Below are 14,547 nucleotides of genomic sequence, written 5' to 3' on the forward strand. Positions count from 1 at the left end.
GCTAGTATGAAATAGTACAGTTGTATTAAATAAGGGGGTTTCCGAAGTGATTGGCTGGTTAATTATAGGATGTGAAATCGGATTTTGGGTCTTTGTTCTAGCAGGTTTAGTCGCAAGATATATATTCAAAAAGAAAAAACTTGGAGCGTTTCTGCTGATTTGTACACCTGTTGTGGATTTAGTGCTGCTTGCGGCAACCGTACTCGATTTAAAAAACGGGGCAACAGCGACAATGGTACATGGAATCGCAGCCATCTATATCGGGATAAGCATTGCTTTCGGTCATGGAATGATCAAATGGGCAGATCAGTATTTTGCCTATCGGTTTGCAAGTGGAATGAAACCGCCGAAAAAAATCAAATATGGAACCGAGCATGCACGACGTGAAAGAGAAGGATGGTTCCGCCATCTCCTTGCCTGGATCATTGGAGCTTCTTTTCTCGGGGCCATTATTCTCTACATCAACAACGGACAGCAAACAGAACAGCTGTTTAAAACGCTTCAGCTTTGGACTCTTGTCCTTGGACTTGATTTTCTTATCAGCTTCAGCTACACCATATTCCCCAAAAAAGCACATCATGAGGGAAGAGGGATGTAACTCAAAGAGGGTTTGCTTTTCTGTCTTTCAGAGCTAATCAGACGATTCCGCTTTTCTTAATTGAATGATACAAATTGTCGCAAGCATAAGGATAAGTAAAAGCTTCTGAAAAGGGCTGATCAACTTGAAGCGAAATCCCTATGTTCCGCTGATTGCAGGATTGAGTCTGATTTTTTTCGTTTATGTAATAGTCAATACAATTAAACATGTGAAAGTCTACCTTGTTTACAGCTCGGGTCTTGGTCCGTTTATCATTGGCGGGTTATTGCTTGCAGTGATTTTAGTTTTGATTGTGAAGGGGAGCAGTTACCGGTGAAAAGGCAGATTATCTTTAATGGATCTGCCTTTTATTATTATTCATATCTCTTCATGAGTAAGCTTTCAGGTTATAATTAATCGGATTAAATATTGTTTAAGATAACGTCCTTTTTTTTAGCGAAAAATAAAAAAAGACCCAAAAAGGATCCATACGCAATCATTCATTTTATTCTTTTGAGCTTTTTTCATCGTTTTGCTGTTTCGTTCCCTTACTTGTATAAGGCTTAAAACTCTTCTTTTTATTGGCACCAGCCTGCCAGCGGTTCCAGCCCTTTTTGCCTGTTCCGCCGCCTGTCCCGCCTTTACTGCTCTTTGTTTTTGCTTTAGCTTTACCCATACGATCACTCCATTATAATTGAACGCTGAATTGCAGCGTGTTTATTTTAAGCGTATTATTACTACACTACCACAAACATCCGCTTCTATGTGAAAACCAAAAATAGTTCCAATATTCGGTTTAAGTTTTACGATTCAAAGCTTCAATCACTTCATCTGCTTTTTTCCATGATCCAATCGAGGCGCCTGCCGCAAAAGCGTGCCCTCCGCCGCCAAACCTCCGGGCGATGTCATCTATCGGAATATTCCTTGAACGAATCCTAATGCGAATCTCATTCGGATATTCAATAAAGAAGACCCAGATTCTAACGCGTGCCATCGAAGACAGGACATTCACAAGATTTGCCGCCTCCGCATGGTCCACCCCGTAAGCAGCCAGTTTCTCCTCCGTTAAATAAATATAGGCAACTCCTTGCTCCGTCACCTTAAACGTCCTTAAAATCGCCTCGCGTAACCGAGCAACACCGCTGCTTTTCTTATTCAGCTCATTATGAATCCGTTCAGGCTGAAAAGGAAACTTCCGCAATGCCTTAACAACCCTCAAAGTACGCGGCGAAACAGTCCCGTTCAGCATACGTCCAGTATCCCCAATAATTCCGGCATACAAAGCCCCGGCTGCACCTTTATTCATCCGAAAAACCTCGGGATACTCCAAAAACAAATCAACCAGCATCTCACTAGCTGAGCTGTACGAAGGGTCGACCCATGAGAGATCGCCGTATGGTTCATGATCAGGATGATGGTCGATTTTTATCAGCATGGCTCCATTAGTAAATCGCTGGTCGCAAATACGAGAGGTATCTGCAGTGTCACAGACAATGACTAGAGCTTCTTTGTATGCTTCATCCGGGATAACGTCCATTTTATTGATGAAAAGAAGACTTTTTTCATCGCTGCCGGCGGCGTATACATTTTTGTCTGGGAAAGAATGTTTAAGCGTTCTCAGCAAGCCTGCCTGGGATCCGATGGCGTCGAGATCGGGGTGGATGTGGCGGTGGATGATGATGGTTTTATAATTTTGTATTGCCTCTACAATGCTTTGTTTAACATTTCCCATCTCTTCACCATCTCCCTTTTTTGCACTCTAATACGAAGTAAATAAAGTGAGTGAACTTAAATTGTTGCGTCTATATTTATTTTCTTCCTAATATAGTAGAATTTTACTTACAACCTACTATATCAGTTCGTCAGGAGACTTAATATGATCGTTGAAGAAAAACTGATCGTAAATTCCGATAAAGGAAATTTATTAAATGAACTATCACGTTCCATTCTAGAGTGTGAACGATTTTATTTCAGTGTAGCATTTATCAATTTTAGCGGCCTGCAGCTTTTACTAGATTCGTTTAAAGAAGCAGAAAAGCGCGGCATTAAAGGGAAGATCATTACCTCTACCTATCTCAATTTTACAGAAGCAAAGGCCCTTCGGAAAATAAAGGACTTTGAACAGATCGATTTAAAGGTTTTTGTAACAGACAAGGAAATCGGGTTCCATACGAAGGCTTACATCTTTGAATATTTGGATCACTACAAGGTTTTCATCGGTTCTTCCAACTTAACGCAAAGCGCGTTGAAAAGTAACATTGAGTGGAATGTAAAAATCATGACCAAAGAGGATACTCATTTTATTAAAGAGGTGTTAAGTGAATACAATCAGCTTTGGGAGAGAAGTACGGAGGCAGATGAAGCTTTTCTTAAAAGATATGAAGAATTTCTCAGCAAACTGACTGCTATTACAACGAAACAGAATCTTATTTATGAAAATACCGACTACATCATTCCAAATAGAATGCAGAAACGAGCAATGGAAAACCTCGAACGGTTACGATCGTTTGGAGAAAGTAAAGCTTTAGTTATTGCGGCAACAGGTACAGGGAAAACTTATATGTCGGCTTTCGATGTGAAAAATTTCAAACCACGCAGGCTCCTTTTTATCGTACATAGAGAAGAAATTTTGAAAAAAGCGAAGGAAACGTTTGAAAAACTGATCGTAAATGAAGCAAAAACGTTTGGTTTGTTAACGGGTAATCATAAACAGAAGCATGCAGATTATGTGTTTACAACCATACAGACATTGTCTAGATGCTATCACGAATTTAGTAAAGATGAATTCGATTACATTATTTTTGATGAAGCCCATCATGCAACAAGTCCAAGCTATGGTTCAGTCCTAAATTATTTCGAACCAGCGTTTACATTAGGAATGACGGCTACACCTGAACGGAGCGACAATCATAATGTTTTTGCATTATTTGATAATAATGTAGCAATCGAAGTGCGATTACATGAGGCGTTAGATGATGAGCTCATTATTCCCTTTCATTACTTTGGCATAACAGATATTGATGGAATCGATCTAAGTGATGTTGATATTGACAATATTGCTGAGGTGACGAAGCGCTTAAAAGTAAATGAACGAGTAGACTTTATTATTGAAAAGATGAATTTCTACGGTCACGATGGGAAAAAGAGAAAGTGTTTGGGCTTCTGTGCAAGTGTAGATCATGCACATTACATGGCGGACGAATTTAAGAAAAGAGGGTATAGCAGTGTAGCTTTATCCGGAGAGAGTTCCGTGGAACAACGCTCCTATTTCATGAATCGATTAGAAAACGACGAAGATGAGTTAGAGGTTATTTTTACCGTGGATATTTTTAACGAGGGTGTCGATATCCCATCTGTTAATTCCGTGTTAATGCTACGGCCTACAAACTCTCCAATTGTTTTTATCCAGCAGCTGGGGAGGGGACTTCGTAAACACGAAAGCAAGAGCTTTCTAACCGTGCTCGATTTTATTGGTAACCACAATAAAGCCTTTTTAATTGCTCTTGCCTTAAATGGAAGCCGGTACTATGACAAAGAAAGTTTAAAAGTTGCCATTGCAACAGATTTTGCGAATATTCCTGGATGTACTCATATTCAAATGGACCGGATTTCACAGGAACGCATTTTAGAACAGATCGATAACGAGAACTTTAATTCGATGAAATATCTGAAAGAAGAGTACTTCGAGTTTAAAAAAATGAATCAAGGTCATATTCCATACTTATTACTCGATTATTTAATGTTTGATGGAGCACCGGATCCTATTAAGTTCATTCAGAAGGAAAAAACCTATTTAAAGTTCCTGAGCAAAGTGGAGAAAGATGATTATATTAAGGGAATGCTGAGCAATGAAGCATTTGAACGTGCATTAAAAGAACTATCGGATCTGCTTCCATTAAAAAGAATTTACGAATTTGTGATGATAAAATATTTAATGGAAAATGAAATGATTTCTGTGGATTCTGCGAAGGAAGAGTTATTGAAGTATGTAGCTGAAGTTCATGAAGATAGTATTTATCACGCATTTGAATGCTTAAATCATGACTACTTTGACAGCGTTCAAAAGAAAAGTAAATTGAAACTGGTCGACTTGAAAAGTGGAATTCTTCGTAAAACAGCAGGTTTTTCAACTGTATTGAATAATCCTGAGTTTAGAAGATTTATAGAGGATATCGTGAATTATGGCATTTTCCGCTATGAAAAGGACTTCAAAAACTTGGATTACGGTGTACCGCACTTTAAGCTCTATGAACAATATCAAATGATTGATGCAGCCCTCCTATCCAACTATCGAAAAATCCATAGCTCATTTAGGGGCTCAGGGCTACTGACAAACGGAAACGATTATTTTCTCTTTATCGACTTGCACAAAGAAGAGAATATCAAGGAAAGCATCAATTATCAGGACAAACTTATCAACGAAAACACATTCCAATGGCAGACCCCAAACAGTACGAGCCAAAGCTCTGAACGTGGAAAGAATATCATCTTCAACGCATCGAGGGGCATTAACCTTCACTTGTTCTTGAGAAAATATAAAGAAATCGATGGAAAAGTGGAACCCTATATTTATATAGGGAAGGGAGATGTTTTTGAATACGAGGGAGAAAAACCAATAACCGTTCAAATTCAATTAGAACACAAACTTCCTGCATCTCTTTATACAGAATTCGTTGTAATAGTATAGTCTTCTCAATGTGAGAAGACTATTTTTTCGTTTATTAAAGCTTCAACCGCTGGAATGTCAGCTGGTGCCCAATTCAATGAAGCAAGATTTTCACGCTTCAACCAAATCAATTTAGAATGCTCACTCGGCTCAGGCGATCCTTCAGTGATACGAGCTTTAATGCATAAAAGAGTAATGATAAAGGTTTCATATTCATGAGTATGTTCGTGAAATAAATAATCAGTCTCAATCATACATCCTAATTCCTCATCAATCTCGCGAATCAAAGCAGAATAGATATCTTCATCCTTCTCTACCTTCCCGCCAGGAAACTCCCACATGTTCGGAATGGCCATCTCTGGAGATCTTAACGCGCAGAGGATTTCATTTTGATCGTTTTCGATGATTGCTGCGACGACTTTTAGTGATTTTTTCAAGGTGGAATCCTCCTCGTAAATATTTATACATTAAATAAATAATATCATAATTGAAAATCGTTTAAGGGATTTTAAAGGAAACAAAAAACTAAATACTAATAATCAAAAAGGTAGCTGGTAAAAAGTAGTTAATCTTTAAAAAAACTTGTAAGGATTTTCCCTACAAGTTTTTGAAAACATTCAATTCATCCACTTCTATAAAACTAGATAAAGAAAATCTAAGAGTAGATCTAACATCTTCAATTGATAGGCCTATTGCAGTAAGTACATGGGAAGGTTTACTTGAACTACAAGCTGATCCTGTCGACACTGCCATTACTGGAGCTAAGTTTTTAACGAGTAATTCATTATTAACACCTTTAAATAGAACACTCAAAATACCCGGGATTTTATTGTGTTTATCATGATTAAAACAAATACTTTCCTGGAATTTGTCTGTTAATATTTTAGAAAGATATGTTTCTAATTCAAGTAATTTATTGATATTATATGCAATATTTTTATTAGCAATTTCAGCAGCTTTACCCATACCAACTATATTGTGAACAGCGAGGGTACCGCTTCTCAATCCTTGTTCCTGTCCACCACCATGGAAAAGAGGGGTAATCTTAGTAAGAATACCATACCTATCTTTTCTAATATAAGCAGCTCCTATTCCCTTAGGGCCATGAAATTTATGTGCGGAACAAGAAAGAAAGGTTAATCCAGGATAATCAGATAAGTTTATCTTAACTTTACCTACAATTTGAGTAGCATCAGAGTGGAGAAAAACATCGTGGTCTTCGCAAACTTTAGAAATTTCTCCCATGTCATTTAAAGATCCTAATTCATTATTACCCCATATAATACTAACTAGAATAGTCTTTTCATTTATATGGTTCTTAAGAGCATTTATATCAATTCTTCCATATTTATCTACATCTAGATAAGTAACGTCGAATCCTGTCAGCTCTAGATGTTTACAAGTCTCTAGAACTGATGGATGCTCTACTTTAGAAGTGATAATATGGTTACCTTTATCCTTATAATAATCAGCTACTCCTTTAAGGAGCATATTATTGCTTTCTGTAGAGCCACTAGTAAAGATAATTTCAGAGTCATTACAACCTATAAGAGATGCAAGAGATCGTCTTGCATCTTTAACCGCATTATTAGCATTTTCAGCTTTAGAATAGTATTTACTTGAAGGATTACCGAATTCTTCAAGTAAATACGGCAGCATAGCATCTTTTACTTCGGGATGTACTTGTGTTGTTGCACTATTATCTAAATACAGCATTCTATCACCTAGTTTTCCATTCTTAATAGGTTTTGAAGAAGTTTTTCATAATTCCCTGCATGCTTATATTCATTTTCAAGTAATATTATACCTCTTTCTAAATGGGCATTAAAAAGGTCTGGGAAATACTCTTCGTCTTTAATATTTCTTTGAGCATGTTGGCGAATCAACGCCTTATAAATATAATCATTTTCCCCAGTCATAGCGTTACGATGGATTTCTACTCCAGATTTATTTTCTACTAGTTGTGGAATTTCTGGAATTTTTAAAGAAAGGGCAAGTGCAAGCCTTGATATAATGTTCCAAGTTAATCCAGTAGATGCTTGCATGGTAACTAATCTTTCACCTGTCTCTTTAGAAGTTTTTAATCGGAAATTCATAAACTCATCTCCATTTGTTTAAAGGGGAAATATTGGTTAATAATACTCGTTTCTTTACTTTCTACGTTAAACTCTAACATGTATTCTTTCGCAATATTTGGCTTTAAAATATTATAGTGAATTTCATCAATTTCAGTATCAGTTGCCAGGATAATAGCTTGACGACCACAATTAGGGATAAATTCTTTTAAAACTGCTGCTTTATGGGTTTTATCCAATCTGCCTAGAAGAGTGTCAAAAATAAATGGTACTTTTCTGCCGGAGCATTTAAAGATAGCCCATATGATAGAAATTAAAAGAATTTCTTTTTCTCCTGCTGATAATGTGGATTTTTCTATAAGGTCTTTTTGAGAACCAATTAATTTAACGTCATAAGTTTCATGATCAATGATAATTGAAGAAATATAATTTTGCTTTCGGAATATTCTTTTTAACATAAAGGAAGATTCAATTTGTACTTGTTGTAGTTTTTTCTTCAATTGAATTTCTCTAAAACGTCTACTCAAAGCAATTATTTTTTGTGATTCAAGAAATGAACTTTTGGTTTTATCATTGTCCTTTAAGGTGTTTTGAAGCTTATCAATAGAAGTGTTTATAATCTCTAGTTTATGTTTATTTTCCTCTAATTGAGTATTAACTGAATTCATCTCTTCGTTTAAGCTTAGAATCGATTGTTGTATTTTCTCCATTTTCTCAATCATTTCGCTAAACTCATTAGCATCATCGTTAGATCTTAATTTATTTCTCAGGTCGCTAAGTTCTTCAAGTTTTATTCTATTATCTTTAATTAATTCTAAATATTCTGATTCAGATTGAACTGAAATCATCAAGAAAATATTTTCAATTAAGCTACTTTCAGAAAAAGAAGCTCCATGAATATGTCTTAATTCTTTCTCAGGCTTCATTAAATTAACTATTTGTTCTTTTAATATCTTACTAGTGTCAGAGCTGAATTCTCCTGGAGTAATTTGTAGTATGTTAAGGAGCTTTTCTTCTGTAAGCCTTTCATCTAATTGTTTAGATAATTGATAGGATTCTTCATTTTGAATTTGAAGTCTAGTATTTATAAGTAACTCCCGAGATAAATAAAAAGGAAGTAAATTAGTTACAAAACTTCTTATTTTTTCACTCTTTTGTTTCCGTAACATTTCAATGTTACTCATTTGTTTAAGGATGTCATCTCTTTCAGATTTAACAAGACCACCGTATTTTTCAAAATCATATTTCAAACGTTGATATTCATCGCTAAGCTCATTTTTTTTGTTGGTTAGTTCATTAATTCTTGATAAATTAGATACAATTTTTAATCTTAACTCTTTTTCCTCTAGATTATAGTCGTACAATTCTTGCTCGAAACCCTCCATTTTTTTTATATCCAATGTTTGATTTGAATAATTCTCTAGATCATCTTCTAGCGTTTCAAATAAATCAAGATTAAAAACAACTCTTGAAAGGTTTTTTAAATAATCTGAAAGAAGATTTTCATTTACAATTCTAGCTATTTCTTCTCCATCAAACAGACATAAGTCAAGTAATTGAGGAGGCATAACTTCTTTTAACTTAGACTGAAAAATTTCAGTTTCATAGTCAGTTAGATGCTTACCATTTGCAATTAACTCAAAGGCTTCTTTTAAACTATTATTTTTAAAAAACCACGTACGCAATAATACATAATTGGTTTTTTCGAAATTATCTATTAATGCAAAATCCATTTTTATTTTATAATTATTTTCATTAGTCCTTTTAGCTTCGTGATTTAATATGCTCTGAACTTTCTTATAGTATTCTGCATTTTCTGTTTTAAAACCAAATCCGTAAGAACCAAATAAACCAAGTTTTATGGCATTTAATAAAGTAGTTTTACCTGCTCCATTTTCGCCACCAATCAATATCACATTGTTTTCCTCACTGGGGCGAAAGTCAAAAGAATTAACTCCTTTATAAGCACCAATATTAGTCAATTGAACTTCGTTAATAATCATTATAGAACCTCATTTTCTACTATTATAAATGTAGATAATCTTGCTTCAACGCTTTGCTTATTTCATCCATTAATCCTCTTCTAACTTTGTATCCTGAAAAATCTTTCTCAATAGAAATCAATTTTTTAATTACTTTAATATCAACTTTAAATTGATCACTAAGTAATTCTAAATCAGATATTTGTTCTTTATCGAATAATGGGCGATCATCTATTTCCCAATCTAAGGAATAACCCATAATGCCTTCAAAAATTTCAGGAATTTCGTCTTCCCAATCACCATTTTTAAACCATATTTTGCGGATTTCCTTAATTTCTTCATCAGTAATTAATACGTAATGAGGATCCTCCGGATGAATCAGTTCTTTCTGAACCTTCAATAGTTTAATAAGAATCTCTTTACGGGATTCCATTGTATATGGACCTAATCCTAGTTGAGCGTATTTAGTTATAAGTTTTCCGTCTAAAGTTTCTTCTTCATATGTCACTAGCAATCGATGATCTTCCGGTGCACTTAGATCTATATTGTTTTCGGTTATATAAGATTTTAAATCTTGTTTGGTCGTAATTGCATATTCGTTAAAAGGAATTAACTGTTTTGCTCTACCAGATTTTTTCGGGATCAACACATGTTTTTCCCCATTTATCTCTTCTATTCTTACATCTTTGAAATATACTTGGCCATTCATTCTGTACTTCATTCTTCTAGTTCTGTCATCTCTTATTTGTGAAAGCCAATTTCTAAAATCCAATAACGGTTTCATCCAGTCATGTCCACTTTGAATAAATCCGCTCAGAGCTTTGTCTTCGCTTACTACTGTACAAACCCAACATCCAAAGCGACTGTTTCCACATGATCCTGCAGTATCTTTTATTGTTTTATCTACAACAAGGGGACATTCGCCACTACTTGAATCTTGATATAATCTGTGTAAGTCATGATTATCATCGCCCCAAGGTGAAGGTTGATTTAATAAGTAATTCCAAACATCATCTAGTGAGAAGCTTCTAATTGGAGCATAGACATATGCATTGGATAAAGTAGAATGTCTCATAAATGTTTTCCCTTCAACAGTATGAGATCGAATAACATTCCCACGTGTTGCACTTTCATCTTCACGAACACCCAATACCATAATTACTTCCCCGAAAGAAGACACCTTGTCCATAATAAATTGATTGGCAGGATCAATTTTTAATCGATCTGTACACCATCTAAACTGTTGATTAGGAGAAGGATAGCCTTTACCAATAATATTTACCCAGAATGATTGTTTAATGAGTGGTTTGACTTTATGAGTTTCAATCGGTAGGTCTCTTCTCAAAGCTTCATCTTGAATTCTTCTTAATGTTTGATTGATAGAGTTAATAATTAATGGTGTTTCAACTAATGTGTCAGATGAAATCACATATACTTTTTTATGTAACTCTTCTTTTGGCATTTCACTAAGTGCTTCAAACACTAATTGGACAACAACAGTCGAATCTTTACCACCACTGTATCCAACTACCCAAGGATGTTCATCTTCTTTATATGCTTGTTTAATATGCTCTTTTGCTTCATCAACATAAGGCATTTGTTTAGATAAAAGGTTGCTAATAATTCCGTTTTCCATATTAAACTACTCCTTGAAAGTATTTATCTTCTAAAGCCTGTTCGTTTTCTGTTAGTGGTAAATCAATTAATTGCTTAATCTTATTTGCTGTAAGCTGAATAGTATATGATGTCTTTTGGATTCGACCGTTATTACTAAAAGCTCTTCCTAACCAGTCATCTGTATTACTTCTACTCCAATCGATTTTTGAGAGCTTTTGTATATAATTCTTCCAATCGTTTTCATGATACTTCAGAAGATAATTGCCAACTAGTCCCATGGCTTCAATTAAGACGCCATGACCAACGATATAATTAGCTCTAAGTTCTCGTGGAGTTAATTCTTTTTTAAAGACTGCGTTCCATTCAAGGATTGAATCTGTTAATATTTCCCAAAAATCTTTTAAATACTGCTCTTCAGATAAAGATATTTCATCCCCTTTAGTTTTTCCAAGCAACTTTAGATTTGTATTAAAGATATGATTAAGTGCTAAAATTTTGGGGGAATTCTTTGAAAGAGAAACTCTTTCTTTATCTGTATACCTACTTAGTATTGGAATTGCAGAGATTAGTTCCTTTGTTATCATGGCCAAACGATCTCTATGGTCATAAAGAATACCAATAGAAGAAGTTGTATTAACTGCATGTCTATTTAAATCTGAGAAGATTTGTTGTGAGTTAGTTAACCCTTCATCATAGAAGAAAACTACAGATATAGTTTCATTTCCTAGTTCAGGAGATATCTTTAATGCCTCTTCAATTGCGGCTCTTCTATGTTGTCCATCGTTAATTAAAAATCGCGCATCTAAGGATATTCTCAATTGACCTAAATCATTTGATGAAGGGTTATCAGAAAATGGTAGAAAGTTAATTTCACCGTCTATTGAAGCAGTAATAGATGAGAATACATAGTCGTTTTGATTTTCAATAATATAATTTGTCATTTCAGGGATTCTAGATTTATTTAAGATTCTTTGAGAACGATGTTCAGGTGGAATTTCTTCTTCATCAAATAGAAATATTTTAGGGATAATTCTAAGTGGACACATGGCAACAAAATATTCTTTGCCTGCCTGTATTCCTCTAATAGCAGGGAAGTTATAACTAAATGTAGTATCCATGATCAAACCTCCAAATTACGTACGTAATATTATGGGGTTATTATATTCTTTTTAAAAGAATTGTTCAAGGAATTTGCCGAACTTTTATTCGGTTTTTTATTTGTCTTAATTAATATTGTAAAATATTATGTAGACAATAAAAAAATTTACAAAACTTTTATGATATGATATAGAAAAAGATTATGCATTCGGAGTTGAACAGAAATGAGTAATGAAGCTAACCATTTTTTACATTTCTTAAATAAAATAAATCCAACAGCTGCAATTAATGCACAGAAAATGGAAGATCTGATTTTTGAAGACCCAAGTAGTGCTATTATCAAGGCTAGACTTTTTGCAGAGGGAATTTTAAATGAAGTATTTAAGCAAGAGCAAGACAATATTGAATCACCTTATTTGTCTACCCTCTTCGAGAAAATATCATTTCTGTCAAAAGAAGGATATATAAAAAGAGAGATTCAGCAATCATTAGATATTATAAGAATGTCCGGAAATAAAGCTGCACATGATGGAAACTTCAATGATATAACAGAAGCATTTAAGTTACATAAAGAAATGTATAAGGTAGGTGTTTGGTTCTATGAGGTCTACTCATTGGATCAATTGTCAATCCCTCAGTATGATCCCCCAAAACCTCCAAGAAATGATGCCATTGAGGATATTGTAAGAAAACAAATTTTAGAATTTTTAGGCTCTAGTAAACTCAATGAACTTGATATATATAAAGGTTTTAAAGATGATAATATGACTTCTTTTCAGAAAGAAACTACTATTGTTGAAGAACGGTTTTCAGTTTTAAATAAAGACCTTAAAAAAGATGAAAGTTATCTTTTAAGAGAATTATCAAGATTAAAAGATTCCTCTCAAGAGGCAATAGAGAACGCAAGTCAATTTAGTGCATTTAAAAACTACTTGCATGTTGATCGTAAAATTCAATTAGATATAGAAGAAATACTTATAAAAAACCATGACCGTCAAGAAAGTAACTTAATTTTATTATGTGGTAGTGTAGGAGATGGTAAATCTCATCTTCTAGCTTATTTAACCGAAAATAAACCAGAGCTTATTAGTGAGTACACAATTTTTAACGATGCGACAGAAAGTTTCTCTCCTGACAAGAATGCAATGGAAACGCTTGAAGAAGTGTTACACAATTTTTCGGATGGAAAAATTAACTTATCCAATGATAAAGTGATTTTAGCCATTAATCTGGGAGTATTGCATAATTTTATTAATACGAGACATAGTAACTATTCTTACAATCATTTGAAAAAATTTATTGAAGATAGTGACTTGTTTTCTCAGAAAATAACGACTTACTTCGGTAATGATAAGTTCGATTTACTAAGCTTTAGCGATTATCATTCATTTGAGCTTACAGAAACGGGTCCAAAATCTTCATTTTACTCCTCATTATTAGAGAAAATTTTTAATTCTTCAAATGATAACCCTTTTTATCTTGCTTTGAAAGAAGATGAGAATAAAAATCTTGAAACAATGATTCATAAGAATTACAAATTTATGCAAAATAAGTTTGTACAGGATCAAATTGTGAATTTAATTATTCAAACCGTAGTTAAAAAGAAATTAGTTATTTCTGCTCGGGCTTTTTTAAACTTCATAGCAGACATCTTAATACCTGATGATATACAAAATCTAAATGATATAAATGAATTTGACGTTTTAGAGTATTGTTTGCCAAATCTTTTATTCAATAGAAAAGAAAGATCTATTATTTTGCAAGCTTTAAGCGAACTAGATCCAATTCATCGAAGATCAGTATTTATTGATCAACTAATAGTAGAGTTAAATACATTGAATGATTGGAAAAATGTTACTGAAGTTTATATTAATGATGAAATAGCTGAAAAATGGCTGAAACCTTTTGCTTCAAAAAGTAATTTGACAAACTCGTCATTTAATATTTTCTTTGAATCTTTTATAAGAATTACTTTTTTAACTAATAAAAAATTCGCTTCCAATATATCTGATGTTAGTTATGAATCATATACAAAAAATCTTTACTATTTTAATTCTGGGAATAATGCAAAAATCAAATTGTTTTATGAAGAAGTAAAGACATCCATTTTTAAATGGAAAGGTAGCCCTAAAAAAGAGTATGTATTTTTGAATAAACCTATTGAAAAATATCGTTTAGCTCAAAAATTAAATATTAGGCCTACAATAGAACACCTTACTCCAATTAAAGCTGATGTTCTAAATACTTTTAGATCAGCAATCGTGTTAGCATATCATGATGGAAATTCCAACAATAAAATATACCTAGAAATTGATTTTCCACTATATAAGTTACTTATGAAAGTTAAAGAGGGATATAGACCGAACAAAAAAGATGAAGAAGACGCAATTAATTTTGTGGAATTTATAGATAAGCTAATGAAATTTGGAGAGAAGAAGAAAGAAATAATCGTTTGTTTCCCTAGAGATAATAGATTTTACATGATTAAACGAGACGATTTTGGTGCTTTTGTTTTTGAAAGGGAGTAATAGT

The 14,547-nt window shown here is 33.7% G+C and carries 12 protein-coding genes; 4 read left to right on the plus strand and 8 right to left on the minus strand.

Annotation, left to right across the window (positions count from 1 at the left end; all coding sequences use genetic code 11):
- Positions 1–46 precede the first annotated feature (46 nt).
- Together AC3ISE_RS06375 and AC3ISE_RS06380 are read left to right on the plus strand one after the other, a co-directional pair.
- Complete coding sequence (locus AC3ISE_RS06375) at positions 47–598, plus strand: hypothetical protein (RefSeq protein WP_489223510.1); 552 nt, start codon at positions 47–49, stop codon at positions 596–598.
- A 124-nt stretch (positions 599–722) separates the two neighbouring features.
- Positions 723–914, plus strand: coding sequence for a hypothetical protein (locus AC3ISE_RS06380; protein ID WP_489223511.1), 192 nt, complete (start codon positions 723–725; stop codon positions 912–914).
- 168 nt (positions 915–1,082) lie between these two features.
- Here the strand turns inward: AC3ISE_RS06380 and AC3ISE_RS06385 are convergent, their stop codons facing one another.
- Entirely contained in the window at positions 1,083–1,253 is a 171-nt protein-coding gene (locus tag AC3ISE_RS06385; protein WP_489223512.1) for a DUF3934 family protein, read from the minus strand.
- Positions 1,254–1,373: 120 nt separating this feature from the next.
- The gene (locus tag AC3ISE_RS06390; RefSeq protein WP_489223513.1) at positions 1,374–2,309 is read right to left on the minus strand and encodes a DHH family phosphoesterase; all 936 of its coding nucleotides are present in this window, start codon (positions 2,307–2,309) and stop codon (positions 1,374–1,376) included.
- 144 nt (positions 2,310–2,453) lie between these two features.
- On the opposite strand from AC3ISE_RS06390, the gene AC3ISE_RS06395 reads away from it, so the two are divergent.
- Positions 2,454–5,264 carry a DEAD/DEAH box helicase gene (locus AC3ISE_RS06395; RefSeq protein ID WP_489223514.1) on the plus strand — a complete coding sequence of 937 codons (2,811 nt, stop codon included), beginning with the start codon at positions 2,454–2,456 and terminating at the stop codon, positions 5,262–5,264.
- A gap of 5 nt (positions 5,265–5,269) precedes the next feature.
- Here AC3ISE_RS06395 and AC3ISE_RS06400 read toward each other — a convergent pair whose 3' ends face one another.
- From AC3ISE_RS06400 to dndB, 6 genes are all read right to left on the minus strand, one after another.
- Positions 5,270–5,680, minus strand: a complete 411-nt coding sequence (locus tag AC3ISE_RS06400; protein ID WP_489223515.1) for a (deoxy)nucleoside triphosphate pyrophosphohydrolase — start codon at positions 5,678–5,680, stop codon at positions 5,270–5,272.
- A 160-nt stretch (positions 5,681–5,840) separates the two neighbouring features.
- Positions 5,841–6,959: a cysteine desulfurase family protein gene (locus tag AC3ISE_RS06405; RefSeq protein WP_489223516.1), complete on the minus strand. Its 1,119-nt coding sequence runs from the start codon at positions 6,957–6,959 to the stop codon at positions 5,841–5,843.
- 8 nt (positions 6,960–6,967) lie between these two features.
- Positions 6,968–7,339: a DNA sulfur modification protein DndE gene (gene dndE, locus AC3ISE_RS06410; RefSeq protein WP_342824931.1), complete on the minus strand. Its 372-nt coding sequence runs from the start codon at positions 7,337–7,339 to the stop codon at positions 6,968–6,970.
- A complete protein-coding gene (gene dndD / locus AC3ISE_RS06415) occupies positions 7,336–9,321 on the minus strand; it encodes a DNA sulfur modification protein DndD (protein WP_489223517.1) in 1,986 nt (661 codons plus the stop codon). Before dndD ends, dndE begins: the two co-directional genes overlap by 4 nt.
- Before the next feature lie 22 nt (positions 9,322–9,343).
- Complete coding sequence (dndC, locus tag AC3ISE_RS06420; protein WP_489223518.1) at positions 9,344–10,936, minus strand: DNA phosphorothioation system sulfurtransferase DndC; 1,593 nt, start codon at positions 10,934–10,936, stop codon at positions 9,344–9,346.
- Position 10,937: 1 nt separating this feature from the next.
- Positions 10,938–12,035, minus strand: coding sequence for a DNA sulfur modification protein DndB (gene dndB, locus AC3ISE_RS06425; RefSeq protein ID WP_489223519.1), 1,098 nt, complete (start codon positions 12,033–12,035; stop codon positions 10,938–10,940).
- 204 nt (positions 12,036–12,239) lie between these two features.
- Between dndB and dptF the strand changes: the two genes are divergently transcribed.
- Positions 12,240–14,543 (plus strand): DNA phosphorothioation-dependent restriction protein DptF, encoded by a 2,304-nt coding sequence (gene dptF / locus AC3ISE_RS06430; protein WP_489223520.1) that lies wholly within the window; start codon positions 12,240–12,242, stop codon positions 14,541–14,543.
- Positions 14,544–14,547: the final 4 nt, after the last annotated feature.

The organism is Metabacillus sp. KH_069 (assembly GCF_057838075.1).